Source organism: Listeria sp. SHR_NRA_18, from assembly GCF_003856515.1.
GTDB classification, from domain to species: domain Bacteria; phylum Bacillota; class Bacilli; order Lactobacillales; family Listeriaceae; genus Listeria_A; species Listeria_A newyorkensis.
The window spans coordinates 1-26059 of sequence record NZ_QPKR01000012.1 but is presented as its reverse complement, the minus strand read 5'-3'; the positions used below and the strand labels follow the sequence as shown (position 1 = coordinate 26059).

Sequence of the window (26059 nt, the reverse complement as noted above, 5' to 3'; positions counted from 1 at the left end):
ATGTGTTCTCCTATTCAGTATAGCGGAAAATCGGAAAATTTGCGAAGAGATTGGCTAGACTTTTGCAAAATCGTGATTCATAAAGTCTACAAGCGTGAAATGACCGTTTTCATATTCAAATTTCAGAATACAGCAGTTTTTCAAGCCTTTGATCGGGCCAGTTTTGCTGTTTGCTTCCCAATGGCGGGCGAACTGAGCACAAGCGGCACCGTGGGAAACCGCCAAAACGGCGTCGTGGTCCTCTTGGCTCATGATAGATTCCATCGTTTCAACAAGGCGCGCGCGGAAATCCATTTCTCGTTCGCCGCCAAATCCTGCGAAAAAATCGCTATATGGGAGCGGCGGATTCAAGTCCTCACTCTCGCCCTCGAATGTGCCGAAATTCCATTCTTTTAGCCCTTTGAGGCGTGTGTATGGCATATCGGTAATCAGTTCTAGTGTGTCGCAAGCTCGTTCGGATGTGGAGCTGTATGCCGCGCCGAATGTGATTCCGTTCTTTTTGAAATAGTCTCCCGCGACTTGGGCTTGGTAAATGCCGAGTTCCGTCAATGGTGCATCGCAGAAACCTTGGATTTTTTTCCGTACGTTGAATAGTGTTTGACCGTGACGCATCAGATAAAGTGTTTTTTTCATTCGTTTTCTCCTTCTGGTATGATTTCATTGAGACAATTTAGCGCTGTCAACGTCCTTGGGTAGCCAATATACGGAAGCAGGACGGTGATAGTGTCGATCATTAATTGCTTGTCATTGCCAATTTGGATGTTGTTCGCAATATGCCCTTTCAGTTGTTGATCAGCGCCACCCATCGAAGCAAGCATCGTAAAAATCAATAATTCGCGCTCGTTCTCATCTAATCCGCCTCGTGTGAAATAGTCGCCAAAGCAGTTATCCGCTAAAAAAACGGCGAAATGTTTCTGATTTTCAGGCATCGTCTCGTGCATTTTATCCACCTTGTCCCCCGCTACACGCCTGATTGCCTCCGCACCTTTTTCATATCGGTTTTCGCGGGTTGTCCTGGATTGGCCTTCGAGCGGCAAGGGTACACCTCTTTCTATCAGGACATCGTTGGTTACTTGCGAAAAATCAAATACTTTTCCGAGTCCGACATATGGTACAGCTTGGTAGACGATTTCCTTTGCCTCGATTGGCGTCACACCGATATGAAGCGCCGCGTGTAGCATAATTTTGTACTCGTTCACACATTGCATCGCGATTAGCGCGGCGAGCGTTACTTTCATGCGTTGTTTGATCGTCAGTTGCGTATATTGCAAAACTTCATCAAACGCAAAATTATCGAAAATTGCGATGAACTCAGGGTCCGTTTCTTTTAACGTTGATTGGTGATTTGGAAATAATTGATTGTGGTTGGCCTGTGCCGTTTTACTAATAGACATTTGCAATTCCTCCCATTATTGATTTTCTGCCGGAAAGTCTGTGGGTGCCGTAATTTTGTACACCTCCAAGTTTTGCACTTTTTTTGCTTCCTAGGTAAAGTCTAAACCCTGAAGTGGGCTCCAAGTCAATTTTAAACGATTAGTAGGCATAAAAAAATCCGCCGTGGCACAAGTAACTTCGCGGTTACCTGCACACCAGCAGATTGGACAGTTTATTTCTATCAATCTTTCTTTTTCGAAAAGACATAAATGATGCACGAAATGATTCCCAGAAAGAATAGTACTACTTTATATATCATAATTGTAAACAGATCTGTTCATACTGTTTTTCCTTTTTTCATATCGACCCCACCTTTATGTATGATTGCATTTTTTATTGCACATGCGTGAAAGCTTGGCTAGTTGTTGCAGAGCTTCCTTATTCAGATTACACAATACGCAGGGAAAACGCAACAAAAAGATTTTTTTGAAGCGTGGATTGAGTAGATTTATTCAGAAAATTTTCAGGTTGAAGTATTTAGTTCTCGTATTGGTTGGATAAAAAACGTTTCACATTACTTAGATAAAAACTGTTGAAGAAGATGAAGCAAAACAACTACTTTTCGAATTTACATTTCACATTACTTAGATAAAAACCAGCGACAACAGAAACAGCACCAGAAAGCGCTACGTCATTTACATTTCACATTACTTAGATAAAAACTTACACAGCCATGACAGTAGCTAAGCGCGATTTACTTATTTACGTTTCACATTACTTAGATAAAAACGTTATCTACGGTTTGAGTGGATGGAAACCCATCAAGATTTACGTTTCACATTACTTAGATAAAAACCAAAACGCACAGGAGGCCTACCGGTCTTCTTTTTTAGATTTACGTTTCACATTACTTAGATAAAACCCCCGTGCTATTTTAGCCCTACTCCCATCATACCTCATGAGTCTATTTCTGTCGACCGATAGCAAAATTGCCTTTTTCGCTAATCTGGCGTTGCTTTCATTTGTCGTAAAACTCGCCTAACCCCTGTCATACCAGTTAATAAAGAAAATCTGTCGATGTCCTGTAGTTTTTGCGCTACTGGACATCGACAGATTTTTGAGCCTTCTTTTGTTTTTATGGTAGAAACGTCTCGCCCATGAGGTAGAAATCTACTTCTCGTGCGGCTTCGCGTCCTTCGTTAATCGCTGTTACGACTAAACTTTGACCGTATCTTGCGTCGCCGCATGCGAAGATTCCTTCTACGTCAGTTCGGTAAAAACCTTTCGCGGCTTCAATCGTGTGGCGTTTTGTTTTACCTACCTTGAAATCTTCAAAAATGGATGGCGTCGCTCCGGCGAATCCAATCGCGATGAGCACCATGTCGGCGTCCCATATTTTCTCGGAGCCTGGAACTTCGTGGAGGTTGCGTTCGGCGTCTACGTGGTCAACGTCGATAGTGCGCAATCCTGTGAGTTCGCCTTTTTCGTTTTTGATGAATTCGGTGGAGCTGACTAAGTATTGACGTGGGTCTTCGCCGTAAACCGCTTGGGCTTCGCTGTGTGCGTAATCCATTTGGAATACTTTCGGGAATTGTGGCCACGGATTTTGGATGGCACGCATGTCTGGCAGTTTGTCGCGCAGGCCGAATTGATAGATGCTTTTCGCGCCTTGTCGTAGAGCTGTCGCGACGCAATCCGCGCCTGTGTCTCCGCCTCCGATGACGATCATGTTTTTGCCTTCTGCGGACATGGTTTGAACGCCTTTGTTGTCGAGGTTGTCTTTGATGCTTTGCGTGAGGTAGTCGACGGCGAAATGGATGCCTTTTGCGTCGCGGCCTGGAAGCTTGACGTCGCGGGCATTTCCAGCGCCGGTTGCTAGCACGACGGAATCGTATTCTGCTTTTAGTTGCGCCATCGTGATGTCTTTTCCGGCTTCGACATTGGTCACGAACTCGACGCCTTCTTCGGCCATCAGGTTGACGCGACGGTTAATCGAGTCTTTTTCGAGTTTCATCGTCGGAATGCCGTACATGAGCAGGCCGCCGATTCGGTCGCTTTTTTCAAAAACAGTGACATTGTGGCCGGCTTTGTTTAATTGGTCGGCACACGCGAGTCCAGCTGGGCCGGAGCCGATAATGGCGATGCGTTTTCCAGTTCGTTTTTGCGGTGCTTGGGCTTTGATCCAGCCTTCTTCAAAACCGCGGTCGATAATCGCTTTTTCGATGGATTTAATGCCAACTGCTGGCTCGGAAATCGCGACGGTGCAGGAGCCTTCGCATGGTGCTGGGCAAACGCGGCCGGTGAACTCTGGGAAGTTATTTGTTTTTAAAAGAAGATCTAAGGCTTCGCGCCATTCTCCGCGGTACACGGCGTCGTTCCACTCGGGAATCAAGTTGTGTAGCGGGCAGCCAGATACGCCGTTTTTGATTTCTTCGCCGGTATGGCAAAATGGTACGCCGCAATCCATGCAACGCGCGGCTTGGATCTGTAAATCGGCGACGGGCATTGGCAAATTGTATTCGTTCCAGTCGCGCGTCCGTTTTAGTGGATCGCGGACTGGGCTTGGAATTCGGTCATATTCGATAAATCCAGTTGGTTTTCCCATTGTTTTTTCAGCTCCTTTTTTTGAAATTTTTCTGAGCTCTGCGCCTCTTTCAAGTGTTCGCAGTCTAGCTTCATCCGCTAGCTCTTCGAAAACTTCACGCCCTCCGCAAAAACCAAAATCGGGTTTTCACTGCGGCCGCTCCAGTTTTTTTCAGAGCTGAACGAGCGGATTCAGCTTCCTATTTTTATGCTCATAAAACGCCTGTAACTCCGCGGCATCGTGGGTTTGGCCTTCGCCTTCTAGTTTTTCGATGCGGGTTAGCATGATTTCAAATTCGTTCGGGATGACGTAGACGAAATTCAGGATTTCGCGTTCCCAGTTTGCAAGTAGTTTGCGGGCGAATTCGCTGTCGGTATAGCGCACATGATTTTCCACGAGTTCGCGTAGTTTCCGTTCCTCGCGCGGTGTCGTAATCCCGCGACACGTCACGAGTTCTGGATTCACTTTTGCGTTGAAATGGGCTTGGTCTGGGGCGTAAACGTAGGCCACACCGCCGGACATCCCTGCTGCAAAATTCTCGCCGGTTTCGCCGAGGACAACCACGGTTCCGCCAGTCATATATTCGCAACCGTTATCGCCAATTCCTTCGACAACCACGTCTGCGCCACTGTTACGAACGGCAAAACGGGCACCGGCTTTTCCGTGAATGTATGCTTCGCCGTCTGTTGCACCGTAAAGCGTTACGTTTCCGACAATCGCGGAATCATGTGCTACAATTGGTGTTTTGGCGTCTGGAGATACGATGAGTTTCGCGCCAGATAGCCCTTTTCCGAAGTAATCGTTCGCGTCGCCTTCAATGCGCAGCGTCATTCCTTTTGGGGCGAAGGCGCCGAAGCTTTGACCAGCCGCACCCGTGAAGGTTAGGTCGATCGTGTCTTCTGGGAGGCCAGCCGCGCCGTATTTCTTGCTGATATAAGAGCCAGTAATCGTACCAACTGCGCGGTCAATATTGCGAATTGGGAAGCGTCCAGTGACTTTCTCACCGCGTTCTATCGCAGGCGCCACAACGTTTTGCAAATCACGCATATCCAGCGTTTGCTCAATTTTATGGTCTTGTTCTTTCGTGCAGAATTGGACTTGATTTTTGTAAAAGTCATCCATATAAAGCATATTGGAAAAGTCGAGATGTTTCGCTTTCCAATGCGATTCCTTACGTTCATGGGTCTCCAAATATTCTTTGTGCCCGATAATTTCTTCGAGGCTGCGGAAGCCAAGTTCGGCCATCATTTCGCGCATTTCAGCAACAATGAAGTTGAAAAAATTCACGACGTAATCTGCGGAACCACCGAATTTTTTACGAAGTTCTGGGTTCTGCGTCGCAACTCCGACGGGACACGTATCCATATGGCACACGCGCATCATCACGCAGCCTAGTGTCACAAGCGGTGCCGTCGCAAAACCGTATTCTTCCGCGCCGAGCATAGCGGCAACTAACACGTCTTTTCCGGTCATCAGTTTGCCGTCTGTTTCCACGACTACTTGATTCCGCAAACCGTTTAGTAGCAACGTTTGGTGCGTCTCCGCCAAACCGATTTCCCACGGAACACCCGTATGGCGAATACTACTCCGCGCCGCCGCGCCCGTTCCGCCTTCATAACCGCTGACCAAGATCACGTCGGCAAATCCTTTCGCAACACCCGCTGCGATCGTGCCGATTCCCGTTTTCGATACGAGTTTCACGTTGATCCGCGCGTCCTTGTTGGCATTTTTCAAGTCAAAAATGAGTTGGGATAAATCCTCGATGGAATAGATATCGTGATGTGGTGGTGGAGAGATGAGCCCTACGCCCGTCGTTGATCCGCGGGTTTTCGAGATCCACGGATACACTTTCTCGCCTGGCAAATGACCGCCTTCACCTGGTTTTGCGCCTTGTGCCATCTTGATTTGCAGCTCATCCGCGTTCACCAAGTAGTGACTCGTTACGCCGAACCGGCCAGATGCAACTTGCTTGATCGCACTCCGACGCCAATCGCCGTTTGCATCACGCTCGAACCGGTCTGGATTTTCGCCGCCTTCCCCGCTGTTGCTTTTCCCACCAATTCGGTTCATCGCAATCGCTAACGACTCATGCGCCTCCTGACTGATTGATCCGTAAGACATCGCGCCCGACTTGAACCGCTTGAAAATGGCTTCGGCAGGCTCGACTTCTTCGATAGGAATCGGCTTGCGACCATGCGAATTGAATGTCAGCAAACCGCGAAGGAAAGCGTTATTTTGATTCTGCATTAAATCCGAGTATAGATCGTACGTTTCGCGATTGTTTTCACGCGTCGCCTGTTGCAACGAATGGATCGCGAGCGGGTTGAAAACGTGATATTCGCCGTTCGAACGCCATTGATATTCGCCACCTGTGTTCAGCGTGAATTCTTGGAAACCGATATCGTGAAACGCCTCGCGATGACGCAACCACGACTCCTGCGCAATGACTTCCAGTGGAATCCCGCCAAGTTGCGACGCCGTTCCTGGGAAGTAATCCGCAATCACATCGTTGCCAATGCCAATCGCTTCAAAAATCTGCGCGCCCCGATAACTTTGCACAGTAGAAATGCCAATTTTCGACATAACCTTCAAAATTCCGTCTGTAATCGCCTCAATATAGCGCGACTCCGCCTCATCGGCTGTAAAACCTTTAATTCGACCGTCTTTGATCAAATTCGTAAATACATCGATCGCCAAATATGGGAAAATCGCGTCTGCACCGTAGCCAACCAACATCGCACAATGATGCACGTCGCGAGCCTCGGCCGTTTTCACGATCAAGCTCACCTTCATCCGCGTCCCACGTTTCACCAAATGATGATGCAGTCCACTCGTCATAAGCAGTGCCGGAATCCCGATAAATTCATCGTTCGTGCCGTCATCCGTAATCACAAGCAACTCCGCGCCAGCCTCAATTTTCGCATCCGCTTCCGCAAAAAGTCGATCCAGCACTGCCGCCAAATTCTCCTTTTCCTCCGCTTTAAACAACGCATTAATGAACGCGGTCGGTTTCGCAAATTTCTTCTGTAAAGCAATCGAAGCGTACTGTTTCCGAGACAAAATCGGCGTCTCCAAACGGATTCGGTTCGCATTTTCAGCTGTTGGATTTAAAATATTGCCCTCATTTCCAAGCAACGTCATCGTCGAAATCACCGACTCCTCGCGCAAACCATCAATCGGCGGATTCGTCACCTGCGCAAACAACTGCTTGAAATAGTTAAACAACAGCTGCGGTCGGAAAGAAAGCACAGCAAGCGGCGCATCGTAACCCATCGCCCCCATCGGATCCTTTTTCTCCGTCACCATCGGAATCAAGATTTTGTTCAGCTCGTCCTGCGTATAGCCAAACGCCCGCTGCAACTTGAAGCAATCCTTCTTATTCAATGAAATATATTCCAAACGATCTTTTTCCGTCAACGTCCCAATCTCCGTCAATTCCGCGTCCAGCCACTCACGATACGGCTTTTCCGTCGTCAACTCCGATTTAATCACATCATCCGAAATAATCTCGCCTTTTTCCAAATCAATCAACAACATCGTACCCGCGCCAACCGTCACTTTGCGGATCACTTCCTCCGGTTCCACAGGCACAACACCCGTCTCCGAAGAATAAATAATCGTGTGGTCCTTCGTCTCATAATAACGCGCAGGACGCAACCCATTCCTGTCCAAAATGGTCCCAATCACGCGCCCGTTCGTAAACGAAATCGACGTCGGCCCATCCCAAGGCTCCATCAGCGTACTGTGATACTCATAAAACGCCCGTTTCGGATCCGTCATCGCCTTATTTTTATCCCAAGGCTCCGGAATCAACATCATCGCCGCGTGAGGCAACGTCCGCCCCGTTTGCACCAAGAATTCCAGCGCATTATCAAGCGTCGCCGAGTCACTTCCACTTTCATCAATAACCGGCAAAAGTTTCGCCAAATCCGCGCCAAACAAATCCGATTCCGCACGTTTCTCACGAGCCTTCATCCAATTCAGATTCCCACGCTGCGTATTAATTTCCCCATTATGAATCAAATAACGATACGGATGCGCCCGTTCCCAACTCGGAAACGTATTCGTACTAAAACGTGAATGCACCAGCGCGTAAGCCGACGTATAAGCAGGATCCGCCAAGTCCAAATAATACTGATTAATCTGCTCCGGCGTCAACATCCCTTTAAAAATAACCGTCCGCGTTGACAAACTCGGCACATAAAACGTTTCCGTAATCCGCGCATCGCCCACCGCAAAACGCTCCACTTGTTTCCTAATTAAGTATAATTTCCGTTCAAAAGCCGCCTCATCCAGCGTCTCATCCTTCGCGATAAAAAGTTGATACACAGCCGGTTCCGTTTTTTGCGCACCAAGCCCAACTTTCGTCACGTCCGTCGGCAATTTACGCCAACCCAAGAAGTCCTGACCTTCCTGCTCAATAAAACACTCCGTCGCCGCCTGCAGAATTTTGCGTTGGTCGGCATTTTGTGGGAAATTAAACATCCCGACAGCATAATGATACTTTTCAGGTAATACAATATCGATTTTCGCGCACGCATCACGGAAGAAATCATCCGAAATTTCCAGAAGAATCCCCGCACCATCGCCCGTATCCCCGCCAACTTCCCCGCCACGATGTTTCAGCTGACAAAGCATGTGAATTCCCTGCTCGACAATTTTATGCGAAGAACGCCCTTTAATATTCGCCACAAAACCAATACCACAAGCGTCATGTTCATTTTTTGGATCATACAAGCCATGTTTTTCAGGCATATTCGTCTGTTTCATCCTAATTCCTCCTCGTACCGCAATTTTTCAAGAGTTCAGATAATTCATCCAGAGCACCGACAAATACTCATTTTCGTCGTTAAAGCTTCCGTTCCGATGCTCACGTACAATCGTACGCTCCGCTTCGGTACTCTCCTTTGCCTAGAAACTAAGCATTTGTCGGCGCTCTGGTTATGTATCACGCGCCATTCTATATTCTACCCATTAATTTCTAGTTTGTAACGTTTTGGTGTAATATCTATTCTAATGCTTTTCATTTATCGAAACAATATATATAATAGAATAAAACAATCTCATTTCGAGATAGATTGGAGACAAGCAATGGAATTACGACAATTAAAGTATTTTATCGAAGTCGCGCGCGTCGAACACATGACCCAAGCATCGGAAAATTTACACGTTGCCCAATCTGCCGTCAGTAGACAGATAACAAAACTCGAGGAAGAGCTCGGAATCAAGCTGTTCGACCGGATTGGCCGCAACATGCAACTGACAGCGGTAGGTCAGGATTTCTTGCGCCAAGCCAAAATCGGCCTCCAAGAATTGCAAAAAGCCCAGGCGATCGTGGAAGAATACGCCGACCCAACGATTGGCGAGATTCGCGTCGGACTACCAAACTCGATTGCCACAAAAGTGCTACCCGCCGTTATTTCCGCATTCCGGGAAAAGTATCCGCAAATTACGTATCGTTTTATGGAAGGTTCGAATCGTGATTTGAAGCAGATGTTGGTGACCGGCGCGCTCGATATCACGTTTTTGTCGCCGGTTCCAGAAGAAGATGACGAGATTATGCCACATCGATTTTTTGATGAGAAGTTGAAGTTGATTGTTCCAAGCGGGCATCGGTTAGCTGGGAAACATTCGGTCGCGCTTGCCGATTTGGCGGATGAGAAGTTTATTTTATACCCGCAAGATTTCGATTTGTATCATTTGGTGGAAGATACGGCGCGGATGAAGGGCATTGAGCTTGAGACGATTTTCCAAAGCCGCGATTTCCACACGATTCAAGGATTGGTTGGCGCGGGACTCGGCATCAGCATTTTGCCCGAGATGATATTGGATGGGGCGATATTTAAAGAGACGCGAAGCATTGCGTTGATGGACCAGGAATTGCGGCGGTCGGTTGGGATTATCACGACAAAAAGACGGAACATGTCGCCGTCCGAGACACTGTTCCGTGATTTTTTGTTGGGGTATTTTGATAGCAATAAATCAATCTAGCTTCGTCTTGCTTCCACCTAAAATCATGACCGCCACAATGATGCCAGCAAGGAGAGTAAACAGTGTCATGAAGGCGACTTCCATATGAAAATTGGCGGTTGATGCCACGATAATGGAAAGTCCGATTTGATGCATCGTATTTGTCAATCCACTAGCAGCACCAGCCAGTTCCTTAAGCGCATCATGAACCCCCGCTGATGTGACTGGCGCTAAAATCAAGCCTTGACCGATACCAATAACAGACATCGGTAGGGCAATCGCGATCCAATAACCATTACTCAAATCCGATAAAGCCGTCCACAATAAGCCGATAAATAGGATGACCTCGCCCACCATTAACATACGATTATTGCCAAATTTAGCGACCAACTTCGGTAACTGCATCGCTACGATAAAATTCAAAATGGTCAGCGGAAAAAATCCTAGCCCTGCTTGTAACGCTGAAAAATGAAATTCACTCTGCATCACTTGCGGCACAAAAAACCAATACGGCAACATCACCATCATAAATAATAAACGCACGATGTAAGCACCAAAACGAATTCGATTTTTGAAAAGCATCAATGGTAGAATAGGAAATTTAATGGCACGTTCCCCCAGAACAAAAGCAACTAAAACAAGAATACTAATCCCAATTAAGACAGCGCTCCTTTCCGTCAAACCAAAAATAAAACCTCCTAATCCCAGTATCGATAATAAACTTCCCAAATAGTCGATTTTTGATTTACTCATTGGAGAACTTTTAACACATTTCAAAGTAAGGAAAATCAGCGCTATCGTGAAAGGAACATTAATTAGAAACCCCGCTCGCCATGAAATCCAACTGGTCAGAGCTCCTCCGATTAGTAAGCCCACACTCGCCCCAATGCCTGCCATCGCGCCATAATAAGAAATCGCTTTTTGCCGCATGTTTCCCGTATACGCGTCCATCATTAAAGCTAATGTCGTAGGCGCAATAATCGAGCTACCTATACCTTGTAACGCTCGCATAGCAATCATCATCGTAGCATTTTGAGATACACCGATGAGCAGCGAACTAACGCCAAATATGGTTAAGCCAATTAAAAAGATTCGTTTGCGTCCCAGTAAATCTGACAATCGACCACTCAATAATAAAAACCCACCAAAAGTTAATGTATAGGCATTGGACACCCACGATAAATTAGTCGCGGACATCTCCAAGCTTTGCCCAATTTGCGTAGAACTCGTAAAAATAATCGAATTATCCATCAAAATTAAAAAATATGCTAATAATGTAATTGGCAAAACCATGCCGAATTTTTCTTGTTTCACTTTGTATCATTCACTCCAATTTTTCATATTGCCTTGCTTGGTCGTCTGTTAATACCAGTTAGGTTTACTATTTTGTTATTTGATTACTCCTTTATATTCCATACTAAACCGCTCCGTCCAATGCTCTAACACATGCGAAATGGCTGCGATTTCCCCTTCCGTGGGGCCAGAACCTTGCACAATAATCTTCACATTTTTTCCTTCATATCTTGTATCCACCGTCTCGTGTCGATCAATAAACGTTTTCAATAGCCCCGTCATATCGGACCAGTAAACAGGCGTACCAATCACAATATTTTTAGCCGATTCAATCTCAGAACGAACCTTTTCAAAATCATCTGACTCACTATTTTGCCCAAGTTGCTTGATGTCATAATCCACTAAATTAACTTGCTTATAAGGTTGCCCGTCAAAATATTCCTTGGCTAACCTTGCCGTATTCCCGTCCCGATTCTTACTTGCATTGATAAATAAATTGACATGACTCATTTGTTTGTCCTCTCCTTTAGCATCTATAGCTACGATAACGCATACAGCTAGCACAACTACAGCCATAGCCGAAAAAGCGATTATTTTCTTCATATTTTACAATCTCCCCACTCAGCAGTTTCTTTTAGTTGGAGCAGTTTTGTAGGTAATTTCGCGTTCATTCTGTAACTCGCCTCCAACCTTCTACCTGTAAATTAAAACACATGGAGTGGACTCCAAGGCAAGCGTGAATGCTTCTAATTCGTGTGGAACCTTCGTTAAAACCACGAAAAAAGGCGCTTCATCAGGAAAACGCCTTGCGAACAATACTATATTTACGCTTGAATTTATGTTTCCCTGATGAGTCCTTGATTTAAGCCATTTTGTGTAGCATAATACCATACGGCACATTAGCTTTGCAACGCGCTAACATTTCAGTAGATTTCGCATCTTCACCGATTTGTTTATACGCATTTGCCAGTGCCCATTCTGCAACCATTATCGCTTGCTTTCAGCTCTGTGTTGCCTTGAATACCATTTTTGACTTTTTTCGTGATTGTCGTTTCATCCCTTGTTTTCGTGGTGGAACCATCTTTGTTAACTCCTTTTTTCCTCAGATGGTATAATAAAACAAAAACGACAGGAGACGAATCCGATGTTTTCCAAAATAACCGTCAGCAACTTCTTTTCCATCCACGACCAAATAAGCCTAACCCTAGATCACAGCTACAGCCCCGCCGATATTTTCAACCAAAACACACTCTACACCTACTACGACAACCAGAAAAAGCGCAGCATCCTAAACGGCGCAATTCTTTACGGCGCCAACGCATCTGGCAAAACCAACCTACTCTACGCCTTCGAATTCATCCGCACCATGATTCAAAAAAGCCACACCTACACCGAAAAAACAGATTTTGACATCACACCAAACGCCTTCAAGTTCTCCACAACAAAAGAAACCACCAGCCGCTTCACCATCACCTTTATCGAGACTAACTTCCAAGAAAACCAAGACATCCAATACACCTACGAACTCGCCATCGACGCGGACACCTTAGAAATCCAAGCAGAATCCCTAACGTATAAAAAAATACTCAAAACAACATTATCTAAGCCAATCATCGTTTTTGAACGCCTAAAAAGCCAAATTCCGAAAAAAAACACCCAACTAAAAAGCCTTTTCGCTAAAATCGAACAAGAAAACATCACGCACAAATCCATCCTATCCATGCTCATTCACGACATCAACAAAGCCTATTTCAGCAAAGAAACCGCATCCCCTGCCTATAAAGTCGCCGAAGCCCTCGCAAACCAAGTCACCAAAGGCTTCCAAACGAAGCAATTCGACGGCGATTCCCTAGAAGCATTCGCCGAGCAAATCAACAAAGACAGCGATTTCAAACAAGAAATCCTAGAAACCCTTTACGATTTCGATTTTGCGATTCAAGATTTTTCCGTCACCGACATGACTGATAATCTCGTCGAATCCATTGAACAAGCCACATTTTCCGATGACGTGAAAGCTCAACTTATCGCGACAACGAAGAAAAACCGCCGCTTTGAAATCAGTACCGCGCATATCGTGGACGACGTGAAATACCCGCTAAGCATGAGCATGGAATCCGATGGCACCAAGAAATTCCTAGAAAGTTCGATCCGGCTTTTCGACGCGTTGCAACATGAAATCCTGTTTATCAGCGACGAATTCGACAACAAATACCACACGAAAATCCAAGAAGGCCTACTAAACAAATTTATCCATCAAGAAAACGACAAAAAAGCACAATTTCTAATCGCCTCCCATAACCCGCTCCTGCTAAATCCCGATCGCTTTGCCAAAGAACAAGTCATTTTCATCCAGAAAGATCGCGAAACCCAGGCCAGCGAAGTTTTCAGCCTCAGTGAATTCCATGAAATCACCTACGACAACCACAATTGGACAAATCTCTATTTAGACGGTCGTTTTGGAGCCGTTCCGGAGGTGTTTTAAATGAGCCGCGAAATCCGCAAAATAGTCCACCTCTTCATCCCCGAAGACAGCGGTGGCATCAAACCAAACAGCTGCGAAGCCCACTATTTCAAACTACTTTTCCAACGCAGACTTAAAAACTACCAACTCAAAATTTACACACACGCCCAAGAAACCAAATTCAAAAAAGCGCTGAAATTCAGCGCTCATCCCGATGATAAATTTTTCATAGTGACCGATCTCGATTTCACAGAAGACCGCTCCAACCTCCGATACGTTAAGAAAAAGATTCGCAATCTCGCTGAACTTGGAGAAAACGCCAAACTCTTCGTTTCTGGTCGCAGCTTCGAAGTCTGGCTCTGCATGTACCACGGCGTCTACACCAAGCGCTTCATCTCCCAAGCCGCCCTGAACAAAACCGTGGCTCGCGACTACACAAAAAAAGAGCGCTGGTACGTCAAAGAACGCGGGCGACTCTATAACAATTTACGATCAGCCAGCGCCAACGCAAAAAAATCCCGACGTATCATCCTGTCCGGTAGCACGCGCGATAAGAAACGCTATGTAACCGAACTTCCCGATTTCAACGACGAGGAGTTGCTGGATTATTTTATCACCCGCGAAACCTTCACGTATGTGGATTTATTGGTGAAGGAATTGCAGACGCTTAGTCGGGGCTAAGTAGAAAAAGGGCTATCCGATTGCAAACACCCCTACTTATCACGCCGCTTATTAACTTCCATCGTAATAAACTCTGGCAAATAGTTCGGCGTACAGCCTTTTGAAACTACTTCATCTTTATAAAGTCCTGTTTTCTCGCCTATTTCCATGCAGCGCGTGCGATTCGTTTCATCATAAACGCCTATCCAACCTGCCAGAAAATTCATCGCCCATTTCACTTCTGGCTCTTCCTGCATAATAGTGGTTTCCAATGCAGCTAGCAAGTCCTCGGTGTTATCCGGCGGTGTTTGCCCAGTCCATCTAAGTCGCGCTTGATAATACCAAAAAGTTCGCCTTTGAAGAGCGGAAGAACTGGTTTCCCACGACGCCATCAACGCGATTGTTTTCTTGTCTTTAGCGAGCTGATTAGCCATTAACCAATCCATTAAATTATTCCGCTCATCAAAAGGGTGCATCTGCATGTCTTCATCCAGCTTATTTAGAAAATCTTGCGTGAGAAGTTTTTTGTCCATAATTAAGATGGCTAATAGTCGCGGCAAAAATGCTTCGCTTGACCAAAGTTCCATCGCGAGCTCGTGATTTTTCTTGATGTCCTTCGCGATTTTTCTTAAATCGCCCAGCTTCGTTTGACTATTGATCTGAGCTAAAATATTTTCTGCTTCTTGGGAGCGCTTTATCTTATTATCCATTTTACACAAATCCCTTCTTACGCATTATTTATACAACATCAAAACTCGCTGGATAGCGTACAACTCCCGATGGAATCGCTTCCCGGAGCGGATACACCATAAAATTCACATCTGGAACGTCAAACGGCGCCGTGATTTGGTAGTTTTTCGCTAATTCAAAACCGAATCGCGGATAATACATCTCATGTCCCAAAACACTGATACAGCTATAATCCGTCGTTTTTGCTTTGGCAATTCCAGCCTCAATCAACTGCGCACCAATGCCTCGCGACTGCCACTCGGGTTTCACGGCAACTGGCGCTAATACTAGAATCCGCTCCGTCCCGACAAAACACTCGCTCAGCAAACTGTACCCAACGACCTCCGCGCCATCCTTCGCAACGAGCGCAAGTTCAGGGACGTAATGCTCAGAAGCCACAATCGCATCCACCAAATCGGCTTCGGCATGCGTTTGAAAACTTGCCTCCAGCACATCACGGATCCCTTTTGCATCTTCGTTTTTCGCGACATCGATCAGAATCATCGAACACGCACCTCCGCCATCAAAATTTCCAAACCTTTAATCGCGTCCAAAACCGTTGCCACCGTAATCACGCCCGGCATCAAATGAATCGTCTCATCCTCAGCCGTCGCACGTTCTGCTACGTGCACCAACTCCGCATCCGACAAACCGTCCAGCCCCATATCATGCAAACACGTTGGCAGTCCCAATTCCTGATAAAACGGCGTCAATGCCACAATCTCATCCGGCCGTCCTTCGATCATCAACTGTACAAAAACACCATAGGCCACCTTATTCCCATGTAGCAAATGGTGCGTCGCGTCAAGCACCGTCAACGCGTCATGAATCGAATGCGCACCAGAAGTCCGACCGTAATCATCGCCAAATCCACCGACCATGCCACCAACCATAATATTCGTCTCGACCACCTTCACAAACGCTTCGCTCAGTTTCCCGTCACGCATTGCCTCAAGCGCCGCCGCACTCGATTCCAACAGAATATCCCGACACAATTTTGCCGTGTAATGAGAAATATCAATCTCCACAGACCGTTCCGCGAGCTGCGAAATAATCACGTCCGCCTCATACCATTTCGCCAGCGTATCCCCGATTCCCGCGACCATCAATTCGATCGGCGAATCCAGAATCACCATCGGATCAAGCAAAACAAGCGCATTACTCCGCGCAAAAATATCATACTGTAACATTTCCCCGCGCGCGTCATACATCACGCTAAGTGGCGTCCAAGCAGCACACGTCGCCGCCAAAGTAGGCAAAATCACGACCGGCATCGCCAAATAAACCGCAACTGCTTTCGCCAAATCCGCAATTTTCCCGCCTCCGACACCGATAATCGCATCCACATTCGCCGTCTCCGCAAGCGCCACCATCCGGTCCCGCTCCTCAAACGAACATTCCCCGCCATACGGCTCAAAAATCGCGTCCACACCAGTCAAATCAGGGAAAAACCGTCGCGCCTTCTCCCAAGAAACGCCACCATGAATCACCAAAACCCGCTTCACCCCGCGACGTTCCAAATGTTCACCGAGCGCGTCCCAAGCACCAACCCGACATTCAAATTCCTGCGGCGCACCGCGAACAATCAAATTTTTCTCCACAAGCCCTCAGTCCTTTGCAATTAATAAATAATCCTCTTTTTGCTGGAAGGTAAGCACGATTTCCGTACCGACACCATGTTCCGACGAAATCGCGATTTTGTGTCCCAGCTTACAAGACATCTGGCGCGCTAAATAAAGCCCCATTCCCGTCGCTTTTTTCTCCGTCCGCCCAATCATTCCAGTAAAACCTTGCTCAAACACACGCGGCAAATCCTCTTCCTTAATCCCGATACCAGTATCGCGAATATGAAGCGCCACCGTTCCGCCAGAGGCACTCACATCACACCAAATCTTAATTTCGCCACCCGCATCCGTATATTTCAGCGCATTCGTCATCACTTGATCCAAAATAAAACCAAGCCACTTACTATCGCTGCGAACATCCGTCTTAATCTCCGCCAAATCAAGCTTCATTTTTTTCGAAATAAACTGCTTCGAATGCCGTTTCACACACTCACGAACGACAGGGCCAAGCGCCATTTCCTGAATGAAATAGTCCTTCGCAAACGTATCCAACCGCGAATAATAAAGCGCCTGCATCACAAGTCGATCAATCGAATCCAGCTCCGCCTCCACCCCGCGATAAATCGTCGTAGGATCATTCAAATCCGGATTATTAATCAACATTTTGCTCGCCACAATCGGTGTTTTCACCTCATGCACCCAGTACAAAATAAAATCATGATACTCCTGCTGCTTATCACGCAATGCCGTCAGCGCCCGTTGCTCCTCCAGATGTTTTTTACGCATCAATTCATTGAAAAAAGCCTGCTCACGCGTCCGCGGTTTTGGCAATAATTCCAGAATATTTTCCTCGATTTCGCCGTCCACCAATTCCTTCATTTCGTTCCAATACGTGCGTTTAAACGAATAACCGAGCACCAAATACGCAATCAAAAATAGCAACATAAAGACGTACAAATAAATAATATTGCCCAGCGTCAACTGACTATTCGGATCAACCGCAAGCAACACACCAATGAAAAACATCACGACCACAAAGAACAGCAAGAAAAACTTCTTATCGCGCACATAGCTCCACCAATTCATGTTAAACCTCCACTTCAATAAACCCAAACTTGTTAAAATCAAATAACCCCTGATCCGTCAACTTCAAATTCGGAATAACTGGCAATGTCAAAAACGATAACGTCAAAAATGGATCAAAACCTTGTTTCGCACTAACATCACGGAACGCATCATTCAAACGCCCTAACTGGTGCTGAATCTCCTCGTACGGCTGCACACTCAAAAGTCCCGCAATCGGTAACGCCAAATCCGCCGCTACTTTTCCATCTTTCACGACCGCAATTCCGCCACCAATTTTTGTAATATGCTCAATCGCCACCATGATATCCGCGTCCGTCGAACCTACTGCCACAATATTATGTGAATCATGCGCGACCGTCGTTGCAATGGCAGCATTCCTAATGCCAAAACCCTTCACAATTCCGACGCCAACACAACCCGTACCTTTATGCCGCTCAACAACGACCATTTTCAGCTGATCCTCTTCGACCGATGTCTGAAACTCGCCATCTTGAACCGTCACCGTCTCCACCAAATGCTCCGTAAATAAACTATTCGGCTGCATACCAATCACATTCGCCGTATTATTTCCCATCGCAAGCTTCAAATCCTCAGGCTTTAACGAATGCCTAATCGCCGGTGATTCAAACGCACAATCCGCTTTTTCAAACAGCGCTTCCACACGTAAACCGTCATCCACAACCACATGACCACGCTTCATCACCTTCGTAATCGTCACCGTTTCCAAATCACGCAAAAACAAAATATCCGCCTGATATCCCGCTGCAACCGCACCAAGATGTGGTAACTTGTGACACGTCGCTGCATTAATCGTCGCCATTTGAATCGCCATCACTGGATCAATTTCATTCGCAATCGCGAGCCGCACATTATAGTTAATCGAGCCCTCTTCCAGCAAATCATCAATCAATTTATCATCCGTACAAAAACAGAACCTATGACTATTCTTCGGATTCACCGCAGGCAACGTATGTATCATATCACGACCGACCGTGCCCTCACGAAGCATGACAAACATCCCAGCGCGCAACCGATCCATCGCCTCAACTGCCGTCGTACTCTCATGGTCCGTCCGAATCCCGACCGCTAAATAATTATTCAAATCCGCCCTAGAAAGCCCAGCACCGTGCCCATCAATCCGACCACCATGCCGTTCGGCGTCCACAATTTTTTGCAACATATCTGCATGACCTTTCGCCACAGAAGGAAAATCCATCACTTCAGCGAGTCCAATCACTTTTTCATGCTGGTAAAGCGCGCGTAAATCACTCGCCAGAAGCGTCGCACCATTATGTTCAAACGGCGTCGCAGGAACCGAAGACGGCAACATTACATACATATCAAGCGGTGATTCCTTCGCATCATCCAGCATAAACTCAATACCTTTTGTACCCGCCACATTCGCAATCTCGTGCGGATCCGTCACAATCGTCGTCACACCATTTGGCAACAACACCCGCGCAAATTCAGAAGGAGGCACCATCGCACTCTCCACGTGCACATGCGCATCGATGAAACCAGGCACAATAAACTGGCCCCGCGCATCAATAAATTCCGCCGCATCATCAAACTCGCCAATCCCAACGATGTAGCCACTCTTAATCGCGACATCGCCCTCCATGATTTCACCCGAAAAAACATTCACAATTCGGCCATTCTTAATCACCACATCCGCCGCAGCACGTAAATCACTCACCGCAACCCGTTCTTGCAATTGCTTTACTTTCCGCATCAACGTTTCCCCCTTTCACGTCTCATTCGGTTCTAACTCACTGAAAACCTTCGTCCGCCAAATAGCCATCCGCCGCTTCACGAGAAGGGAAAATCGCCTCTAAATGATCGTCCGAATAAATCGCCCACATCTTGTTCTCATAACGCAAAATCACAACCGTCCGATACGCATCACGAAACGCTTCCTCGTAACCCTCTTCGAACTCGTCTCCATCCGTACTCATAAATGCGATGGCGCCCGTGATCAATTCCCGAATCTCGCTTTCCGTCGCCTCACGAATGTTAATAAAACCATTCTTGTCCGCATCATCCAAATAAGGCGCATACACAAACGCATTGCCGTTCGGATGCAAATGATTGACCGCGATTCTTTTTTCACGCACACTCTCCGGGAAATGATAATTAATCCGTCCCATGGAAACAGGATGTGCCTCTAATTCTGTATATTCATCAATAATCTTCTTTTTCTCTTCAAAGGAAAGCATTCCTTCGTCACATCCTTTTTCTCATTTTTCTTCACTGCCTTATTATACACTAAATCCACGGACAAAACGCGAAAAAAATAAAAACAAGCGCCTAACCATCAGACACCTGTTTTCACATACTCATATTTTTGCGTCAATCAATTTCGGCAACCACTCGTGTAAATCCTGAAACGCAAATCCTGCTTCTTTCGCCTTCGCATTATCCAAGTAATACGTTTTTTCCACGCCAAAAGGAGAATCGTCGTTATCCTCGGTAATCTCTTCCACGATTGCCGTTTTCCCAGTCGCATCCTCAATCAAGCCCATCAACTCAGACAACCGGTACACCGAATCACTCGTCGCGTTAATTGGCCCGACAATATCCGACTTCGTGCCAACCCAACATAAGAAATCCGCCGCTTCATCCGAAGAAATAAAGCCCATTTCTGCTTCCTCATTCGGCATGCCAATCTCTTCGCCCGCCTGCACATGCTTGATATGAAACTCAAGTCTACCCGTGTAATCATCCTCGCCCAGCACAATCGGAAAACGCACCGCTACAACAGGAAAGTTCGCCTTTTGGAAAAATACCGCCTCCGCCAAACGCTTCCCTTCCCCGTAATCAAAATCCTCACGCGATCCCGTCACAAGCTCATAATGAAACGGATCAAAATCAGCTTCCACTAACGCCCGATCCCGCATCCGGTAAACGGAAAGCGACGACGTATACACATATTTCCCGACCTTATCGCGAAAAGCAGCAATCGAATAAAGCGCATCTTGTGGCGAAAAACAAATATTATCATAGACCACATCCCAATTCTCCTGCGCCAAACAAAACAACGCCTCCCGAGACTCCCGGTTCATCTTCACACGCTTCACCGCATCACCAAAATCATCCGTTGCCTTGCCGCGCGTCGCAATCGTCACATCATGCCCATCCGCCAATAACCGCGTCACCAATTTTTTACCGAAAAACCGCGTTCCACCAAAAACTAGAATTTTCAAATGAAGCACTCCCTTACTCGATCATGTATCCCTGACCTTTTTTAGTTGTAATAAAGTCTGCCAAACCGATTTCCGTCAACTTTTTGCGAATCCGAACAACATTCACCGTCAGCGTATTATCATCGACAAAGCTCTCATCTTCCCAAAGCACACGCATAATCTCATCGCGACTCACAATTCGTCCTTTTTGCTTCAATAACTCGTATAAAATCAAGAATTCATTTTTCGTCAATTCCACTTTTTCATCCAAATAAGTCAGCGTATTCGTGTCGATGTGCAGGAAAACATTATTATGCTCCATCACGTTCGGCTCCTCAAGCTCCACATACGAATATGTGCGGCGAATCAGCGCATTAATCCGCGCCATCAGCACATCCAAATCAACCGGTTTTTCAATGTAATAATCCGCGCCCATGTTCATGCCCATAATCTGATCCATCCGCGAATCCCGCGATGACAAGAAAATAATCGGCACATTCGACACCTCACGAATCTGATTACACCAATAAAACCCATCAAAATACGGCAAATTCACATCCAAAATCACCAACTGCGGTTCCACTTCCAAAAACTCATTCAAAATATTGTTATAATCAGCCACAACCGCGACCTCAAATCCCCATTTTGACAAATGCTTCTGAATCGTGTCACGAATAACGATGTCGTCTTCCACTATATACACTTTTACCATGCTCATCTCTCCTTCGCCTCATTCCATTGTACAGAAAATTCGGCTACCATTCAAACGTTACTCATCACTATTCGACACCATCTTCGTATATGTGTTCACACAGACAAAATAATAGACAATGAAAAACACCGTATAAATCGTCGTACTAACCACAACTGGCGCACCAACTCTGTACATGATATTCACCGAAAAACCAATCATCGCCGCGATACTATGACAAATCCCCAAAACTAGCGGAATCAAAAACACTGGCAATACCTGTTTTGCGATAACTGCACGCACCTCTTTTTGGCTCATACCCAGCTTCTGCAACACCTCGAATCGCGGCTTTTCATCCACCGCCTCCGTAATTTGTTTGAAATAAATAATACTACCCGTCGCCGCGAAAAATACAACACCCATAAACATACCGATATACAAAATGACCCCAATAAGCGTGCTCATCATGTGATAATTCGAATAAAAACTCGACATCTCTAGGTTATACATATACGGATTTCCGCCAACAATTTTTTGAATTTTCTGGTCCAGAGCCTCTGCCCTATCCTCATTCGTCACCTGAAAAATATCCACATGCATCGGCATCGTTTTCTGACTAATTTCCTGATAAATCCTATCGTTCACAACGAGCGCCGAATACACCATATCCGTGTTAAGCACCACATGATGATAAATATCTACTATCTTCAATCTGTACGTCGTAGGATTATTCTTGAACGCCACCGTGTACGGATCCTTCATCCACAAATGAGCGCGCTTCTTGTTTTCAATACGATCATTCGGGCTAAGAAAAACAGCCTCCCCGTCCTCTAAATGCTGTATTTTCTGCGAGTTATTATTCAATTTCATCGCCAACCGATTATAATCCGACAAACTCATCACCGAAAAATGAGTCATCCGCTGATCCACTATAGGAAGGTCCTCATCGTCCACTTTGTCAATCACTTCTCCGCTATAAACATCCGCCGCATCGTGATACACCAACGTATGCGACTTACTATCACGAATCGCTTCCAGAATTTTCTCCCGCTCCGTCTGCGTACTCCAAACAGTCTGATAACTATTCGGATTCGAACTCTCCGCAAAAGAAATAATATTCGTGTAAACCGAGCTCAGCGCACCAATAATTGTCAATGTCGTCGCACTGAGAACCGCAATCATCGTCAGCGTCCCCGCCGTTTTTTTCATCCGATACCGCAGCCACGTCAGCGTCAAAATATTCGTTCCGCTATAGAAAAACGACTTACGCAAAAACAATTTATACACAACATACGGAAACAAAAATCGCAATACTAGCCACGTTCCCAAAATCACGCCGAATAAGACAAATAACATCGAACTAAAGAAAAAATCTTCCGTCCAAAAAATAGAGTCCTCAATCGATCTCGTCGCCAAAAAATAACCAAATCCAATCAGAAGAAGACCCACAATCGATAGCGTCAGCGAACCCTTCGCCGGATTTTTTTCCCGAACATCCGCTTTAAAAAGTTCCACCATACTATGCCGGTACACAATCCAGTACCCATTCGCCGTCGTTACAATCAAAATCATTCCGAACACAAACAATGTCGATAAAATCGCAGACACCGAAAACGTAAAGCCACCATTGATCGACAAATCCATAATCCGAAACAGCAACATCGAGAAAAATTTAGAAAAGAAGACACCAATCACAATGCCCGACACGACAGCCATGACATGCATCATCAAGTTCTCATAAAAAATAATGCGCCCAATTTGACCCTTACGCAACCCAAGCAACGAGTACAAACCCAATTCCCGCTTCCTGCTCCTCGTAAAATAATTACTAGAATAAAAAACAAAAAAGGCTACAAACAAAATCAGCACAATCGCAGCCGCCATAAAGACGCCCTGCCCACCGATTCCCCATTTTTCAAAAATCACGCCGATGCTTTTCGTGTACGCCAAAGAAACGAATGTAAAATAAATCAACACACTCAAAATCAAAGAACCAAGATACATCGAAAACTGACTGAAATTTTTGCGCACGTTCGTAAAAGCAATATTAAATAGTGTCATTCATTCCACCACCAAGCATTGCTAACACATCCAAAATCTTCTGGAAAAACTGCTTCCGAGTCGCCGTCCCACGATAAATCTCCGTGAACAACTCCCCATCCTTAATAAACAAAATCCGCTCACAAAAACTCGCCGCAAACGCATCATGCGTGACCATCATAATCGTCGCATTCCGAACTTCCTTCGCCTGGACCAAGCTCTCCAACAAATTCGTCGCAGCCTTTGAATCCAGCGCCCCAGTCGGTTCATCCGCAAAAATCAGTGCAGGATTCGTCACCATCGCCCGACTCACCGCCGTCCGTTGCTTCTGCCCACCAGAAACCTGATTCGGATATTTCGCCGCTAAATCCGCAATCCCAAACTGGCGCATCACATCCGCCACACGTGCCTCCACCTCACTTGGCTTAACCTTCGAAAGCGACAACGGCAACGCGATATTATCCTTAATCGTCATCGTATCCAGCAAATTATAATCTTGAAAAATAAAACCCAACTTATCCCGTCTAAAAATCGCCATCTCTTTCGCACGCATATCCTCAAACGGTTTTCCAGCAATTTCGATACTCCCCGAAGTCGCTTTATCAATCGTTGACAGCACGTTCAATAGCGTAGATTTTCCAGCACCACTCGGGCCCATTACACCAACGAATTCACCTTCACGCACCTCTAGACTCACACTATTTAGCGCAGGAAAAAGCGTACTTTTCGAGCCATATACTTTTCTCACATTTTTTGCCTGTAAAATAACTCCCATTCACCGAAACCTCCGCTCCAAAATCTCTATTCATCCATTGTACACTAAAAGCATACACATGCCCACCTGACCTTAAGATGTAGTTACAAAAAAAGCTCTCCATGACATGTCACACATCAGGAAAAGCCTCTATTCTTATTCTTCTGTCTTATACAACGCCATACATTCGTTGATCAACATTTCCAAATCCGCAAGTGGCATATTCACATCCGCCGCTACGATATCCCACGCCATTTCCTGCTGATCCTTGATTTTCGTATAGACCAACATTCTACCTTGTGAAAAAAGTTTAAACGAAGGCATCGTCACCCGCACTTCCTCGACACGATTCCACGCTTGAAAATCCCCACGATAAGCCATTCCCTCAGCAGAAAGCTCAAGCGTTGGCGACAAGTTAAGCAATCGAAACAACGGACGCAAAACAATGAAACCAATAAAAATCAGTAAAATCAGTTTTTCCGTACCATTGATTGCCTTCACATGGTCAAAAACAACATATAATAATAGCCCAATCGCAATCCACAACAGACTACTCGAAATAACTAGCGTATGATTCACCTTAAACTGCGCTTTTTCCCCACTTGCAATTTTCTCTGCAAAATTTTCTGTCACCATTAAAACCTCATTTAAATTCAGACTTATCTTTATTGTACCTTGAATAAAACAAGAAAGATAGGGTTAATCTAGACAATTTTTCAATTTTTGCGTTAAAATAGAGCTATATGGAAGGTGGCTAAAACATGGCTCGAGAAGATTTTTATGAAACGAAGAACGGACGAACTTCTTTTTTTGATGGTGGTTTATTGCAATTTATCGGTTGGAGTATCTTCGGAATCATTGTGACAGTGCTAACACTTGGCATTTGTTATCCGTGGGCGTTAACGATGATTTATGGTTGGAAAATCAATCATACGGTTATCGAAGGACGCCGGATGCAATTCAACGGCTCCGCATTTGGCTTATTTGGAAATTGGATTAAATGGCTGCTACTTATTATCATCACGCTTGGCATTTACTCCTTCTGGGTCTTCATTAAGCTGGAAGATTGGAAAGCACGGAATACAACGTTTTTAAATTAATTCGTGGCTTTAGACTGTAGAAAGACTACCATACATGATTTTGCACCAAACCCCAGCGTTTGTCGCCACGCTGAAGCCACGAGTTTGGTATAAACTCGTGGCTCTTTTCAATGCAAAATCGCTTCGTTCTCTATCGTCAGTTCATCCATAAATACTTCTGGATTCGCCTCAATTAGTTGCAGGAGACGAGACGCTGAGCCGTTTGGATTGTTTCGACCACTTTCCCATGCTTCCACAGTTTTCACAGAAATACCCATCAATTCAGCAAAGGCGCTTTGTGTGAGTTCCACTTTTTGACGAAACGCCTTGATGTCTTTCGCTGTATAGGTTGGAAGTTCGGTAATCATGATTTTTTTAGTACGTGCTTTTTTCGTATTATCCGCGTGAGCAACTGCTTGTTTCAACCCTCTTTCTAGAGAATCAAATAATTCTGTCATGTTCATCACTCCTCGTATAATAAGTTTATAGCTTCTTAATTGTTCTTTGAAAATTTCATATAACAGCCTGTCGGCTTGTAAATGGTTTGCTTTGATATTGTGTGATTTCCCAGATTATAATGGAGCTATGGAA

The 26059-nt window shown here is 45.6% G+C and carries 23 protein-coding genes; 4 read left to right on the top strand and 19 right to left on the bottom strand.

Annotated elements, in window-relative coordinates; translation table 11 throughout:
- Window positions 1-54 precede the first annotated feature (54 nt).
- The 4 genes from DUK53_RS14765 to gltB form a co-directional block, all read right to left on the bottom strand.
- A complete protein-coding gene (locus DUK53_RS14765; protein WP_036130270.1) occupies window positions 55-633 on the bottom strand; it encodes a histidine phosphatase family protein in 579 nt (192 codons plus the stop codon).
- Window positions 630-1394 (bottom strand): carboxymuconolactone decarboxylase family protein, encoded by a 765-nt coding sequence (locus tag DUK53_RS14760; RefSeq protein WP_036130269.1) that lies wholly within the window; start codon window positions 1392-1394, stop codon window positions 630-632. Before DUK53_RS14760 ends, DUK53_RS14765 begins: the two co-directional genes overlap by 4 nt.
- 1115 nt (window positions 1395-2509) lie before the next feature.
- On the bottom strand, window positions 2510-3979 hold the full coding sequence (locus DUK53_RS14755; RefSeq protein ID WP_036130267.1) for a glutamate synthase subunit beta: 1470 nt from the start codon (window positions 3977-3979) through the stop codon (window positions 2510-2512).
- Between the two features lie 150 nt (window positions 3980-4129).
- Complete coding sequence (gene gltB, locus DUK53_RS14750; protein WP_036130265.1) at window positions 4130-8728, bottom strand: glutamate synthase large subunit; 4599 nt, start codon at window positions 8726-8728, stop codon at window positions 4130-4132.
- A 321-nt stretch (window positions 8729-9049) separates the two neighbouring features.
- On the opposite strand from gltB, the gene DUK53_RS14745 reads away from it, so the two are divergent.
- Window positions 9050-9949 carry a LysR family transcriptional regulator gene (locus tag DUK53_RS14745; protein WP_036130263.1) on the top strand — a complete coding sequence of 300 codons (900 nt, stop codon included), beginning with the start codon at window positions 9050-9052 and terminating at the stop codon, window positions 9947-9949.
- Here DUK53_RS14745 and DUK53_RS14740 read toward each other — a convergent pair.
- The 3 genes from DUK53_RS14740 to DUK53_RS17945 all read right to left on the bottom strand — a co-directional run bounded on the left by DUK53_RS14740 (window position 9941) and on the right by DUK53_RS17945 (window position 12209).
- A complete protein-coding gene (locus DUK53_RS14740) occupies window positions 9941-11242 on the bottom strand; it encodes an MFS transporter (protein ID WP_201740735.1) in 1302 nt (433 codons plus the stop codon). The genes DUK53_RS14745 and DUK53_RS14740 overlap by 9 nt on opposite strands.
- A gap of 75 nt (window positions 11243-11317) precedes the next feature.
- Entirely contained in the window at window positions 11318-11824 is a 507-nt protein-coding gene (locus tag DUK53_RS14735; RefSeq protein WP_077917871.1) for a flavodoxin family protein, read from the bottom strand.
- A 259-nt stretch (window positions 11825-12083) separates the two neighbouring features.
- The gene (locus tag DUK53_RS17945) at window positions 12084-12209 is read right to left on the bottom strand and encodes a hypothetical protein (RefSeq protein ID WP_255309551.1); all 126 of its coding nucleotides are present in this window, start codon (window positions 12207-12209) and stop codon (window positions 12084-12086) included.
- 156 nt (window positions 12210-12365) lie between these two features.
- On the opposite strand from DUK53_RS17945, the gene DUK53_RS14730 reads away from it, so the two are divergent.
- Together DUK53_RS14730 and DUK53_RS14725 are read left to right on the top strand one after the other, a co-directional pair.
- Window positions 12366-13703 carry an AAA family ATPase gene (locus tag DUK53_RS14730; RefSeq protein WP_036092060.1) on the top strand — a complete coding sequence of 446 codons (1338 nt, stop codon included), beginning with the start codon at window positions 12366-12368 and terminating at the stop codon, window positions 13701-13703.
- Window positions 13704-14363 carry an RloB domain-containing protein gene (locus DUK53_RS14725; protein WP_036130261.1) on the top strand — a complete coding sequence of 220 codons (660 nt, stop codon included), beginning with the start codon at window positions 13704-13706 and terminating at the stop codon, window positions 14361-14363.
- Window positions 14364-14395: 32 nt separating this feature from the next.
- Here DUK53_RS14725 and DUK53_RS14720 read toward each other — a convergent pair whose 3' ends face one another.
- The 11 genes from DUK53_RS14720 to DUK53_RS14670 form a co-directional block, all read right to left on the bottom strand.
- On the bottom strand, window positions 14396-15052 hold the full coding sequence (locus DUK53_RS14720) for a DNA alkylation repair protein (RefSeq protein WP_036092058.1): 657 nt from the start codon (window positions 15050-15052) through the stop codon (window positions 14396-14398).
- Window positions 15053-15080: 28 nt separating this feature from the next.
- Window positions 15081-15575 carry a GNAT family N-acetyltransferase gene (locus tag DUK53_RS14715; protein ID WP_036130260.1) on the bottom strand — a complete coding sequence of 165 codons (495 nt, stop codon included), beginning with the start codon at window positions 15573-15575 and terminating at the stop codon, window positions 15081-15083.
- Window positions 15572-16672, bottom strand: coding sequence for an iron-containing alcohol dehydrogenase family protein (locus tag DUK53_RS14710; protein WP_036130258.1), 1101 nt, complete (start codon window positions 16670-16672; stop codon window positions 15572-15574). The genes DUK53_RS14715 and DUK53_RS14710 overlap by 4 nt, the downstream gene beginning before the upstream one ends.
- 6 nt (window positions 16673-16678) lie before the next feature.
- Window positions 16679-17722 carry a sensor histidine kinase gene (locus tag DUK53_RS14705; protein ID WP_036130256.1) on the bottom strand — a complete coding sequence of 348 codons (1044 nt, stop codon included), beginning with the start codon at window positions 17720-17722 and terminating at the stop codon, window positions 16679-16681.
- 1 nt (window position 17723) lies between these two features.
- A complete protein-coding gene (ade, locus tag DUK53_RS14700) occupies window positions 17724-19454 on the bottom strand; it encodes an adenine deaminase (protein WP_036130253.1) in 1731 nt (576 codons plus the stop codon).
- Between the two features lie 37 nt (window positions 19455-19491).
- Window positions 19492-19938, bottom strand: coding sequence for a hypothetical protein (locus tag DUK53_RS14695; protein WP_036130250.1), 447 nt, complete (start codon window positions 19936-19938; stop codon window positions 19492-19494).
- A gap of 120 nt (window positions 19939-20058) precedes the next feature.
- Window positions 20059-20925, bottom strand: coding sequence for an NAD-dependent epimerase/dehydratase family protein (locus DUK53_RS14690; RefSeq protein WP_036092052.1), 867 nt, complete (start codon window positions 20923-20925; stop codon window positions 20059-20061).
- Window positions 20926-20938: 13 nt separating this feature from the next.
- The gene (locus DUK53_RS14685) at window positions 20939-21616 is read right to left on the bottom strand and encodes a response regulator transcription factor (protein ID WP_036077657.1); all 678 of its coding nucleotides are present in this window, start codon (window positions 21614-21616) and stop codon (window positions 20939-20941) included.
- Window positions 21617-21673: 57 nt separating this feature from the next.
- Window positions 21674-23656: an FtsX-like permease family protein gene (locus DUK53_RS14680; RefSeq protein WP_036130247.1), complete on the bottom strand. Its 1983-nt coding sequence runs from the start codon at window positions 23654-23656 to the stop codon at window positions 21674-21676.
- Window positions 23643-24410 (bottom strand): ABC transporter ATP-binding protein, encoded by a 768-nt coding sequence (locus DUK53_RS14675; RefSeq protein WP_036130244.1) that lies wholly within the window; start codon window positions 24408-24410, stop codon window positions 23643-23645. The genes DUK53_RS14680 and DUK53_RS14675 overlap by 14 nt, the downstream gene beginning before the upstream one ends.
- 135 nt (window positions 24411-24545) lie before the next feature.
- Window positions 24546-25025, bottom strand: a complete 480-nt coding sequence (locus DUK53_RS14670) for a hypothetical protein (protein WP_052164803.1) — start codon at window positions 25023-25025, stop codon at window positions 24546-24548.
- Window positions 25026-25150: 125 nt separating this feature from the next.
- On the opposite strand from DUK53_RS14670, the gene DUK53_RS14665 reads away from it, so the two are divergent.
- Complete coding sequence (locus DUK53_RS14665; protein WP_036130242.1) at window positions 25151-25489, top strand: DUF898 family protein; 339 nt, start codon at window positions 25151-25153, stop codon at window positions 25487-25489.
- A gap of 107 nt (window positions 25490-25596) precedes the next feature.
- Here the strand turns inward: DUK53_RS14665 and nadS are convergent, their stop codons facing one another.
- Window positions 25597-25926: a NadS family protein gene (gene nadS, locus DUK53_RS14660; RefSeq protein ID WP_052164802.1), complete on the bottom strand. Its 330-nt coding sequence runs from the start codon at window positions 25924-25926 to the stop codon at window positions 25597-25599.
- Window positions 25927-26059 lie beyond the last annotated feature (133 nt).

Coding starts and splice junctions, on each gene's coding strand:
- DUK53_RS14765 (WP_036130270.1), bottom strand. CDS start 633: ATGAAAAAAACACTTTATCTGATGCGTCACGGTCAAACACTATTCAAC.
- DUK53_RS14760 (WP_036130269.1), bottom strand. CDS start 1,394: ATGTCTATTAGTAAAACGGCACAGGCCAACCACAATCAATTATTTCCA.
- DUK53_RS14755 (WP_036130267.1), bottom strand. CDS start 3,979: ATGGGAAAACCAACTGGATTTATCGAATATGACCGAATTCCAAGCCCA.
- gltB (WP_036130265.1), bottom strand. CDS start 8,728: ATGAAACAGACGAATATGCCTGAAAAACATGGCTTGTATGATCCAAAA.
- DUK53_RS14745 (WP_036130263.1), top strand. CDS start 9,050: ATGGAATTACGACAATTAAAGTATTTTATCGAAGTCGCGCGCGTCGAA.
- DUK53_RS14735 (WP_077917871.1), bottom strand. CDS start 11,824: ATGAAGAAAATAATCGCTTTTTCGGCTATGGCTGTAGTTGTGCTAGCT.
- DUK53_RS17945 (WP_255309551.1), bottom strand. CDS start 12,209: ATGGTTGCAGAATGGGCACTGGCAAATGCGTATAAACAAATCGGTGAA.
- DUK53_RS14730 (WP_036092060.1), top strand. CDS start 12,366: ATGTTTTCCAAAATAACCGTCAGCAACTTCTTTTCCATCCACGACCAA.
- DUK53_RS14725 (WP_036130261.1), top strand. CDS start 13,704: ATGAGCCGCGAAATCCGCAAAATAGTCCACCTCTTCATCCCCGAAGAC.
- DUK53_RS14720 (WP_036092058.1), bottom strand. CDS start 15,052: ATGGATAATAAGATAAAGCGCTCCCAAGAAGCAGAAAATATTTTAGCT.
- DUK53_RS14715 (WP_036130260.1), bottom strand. CDS start 15,575: ATGATTCTGATCGATGTCGCGAAAAACGAAGATGCAAAAGGGATCCGT.
- DUK53_RS14705 (WP_036130256.1), bottom strand. CDS start 17,722: ATGAATTGGTGGAGCTATGTGCGCGATAAGAAGTTTTTCTTGCTGTTC.
- ade (WP_036130253.1), bottom strand. CDS start 19,454: ATGCGGAAAGTAAAGCAATTGCAAGAACGGGTTGCGGTGAGTGATTTA.
- DUK53_RS14695 (WP_036130250.1), bottom strand. CDS start 19,938: ATGCTTTCCTTTGAAGAGAAAAAGAAGATTATTGATGAATATACAGAA.
- DUK53_RS14685 (WP_036077657.1), bottom strand. CDS start 21,616: ATGGTAAAAGTGTATATAGTGGAAGACGACATCGTTATTCGTGACACG.
- DUK53_RS14680 (WP_036130247.1), bottom strand. CDS start 23,656: ATGACACTATTTAATATTGCTTTTACGAACGTGCGCAAAAATTTCAGT.
- DUK53_RS14675 (WP_036130244.1), bottom strand. CDS start 24,410: ATGGGAGTTATTTTACAGGCAAAAAATGTGAGAAAAGTATATGGCTCG.
- DUK53_RS14670 (WP_052164803.1), bottom strand. CDS start 25,025: ATGGTGACAGAAAATTTTGCAGAGAAAATTGCAAGTGGGGAAAAAGCG.
- DUK53_RS14665 (WP_036130242.1), top strand. CDS start 25,151: ATGGCTCGAGAAGATTTTTATGAAACGAAGAACGGACGAACTTCTTTT.
- nadS (WP_052164802.1), bottom strand. CDS start 25,926: ATGACAGAATTATTTGATTCTCTAGAAAGAGGGTTGAAACAAGCAGTT.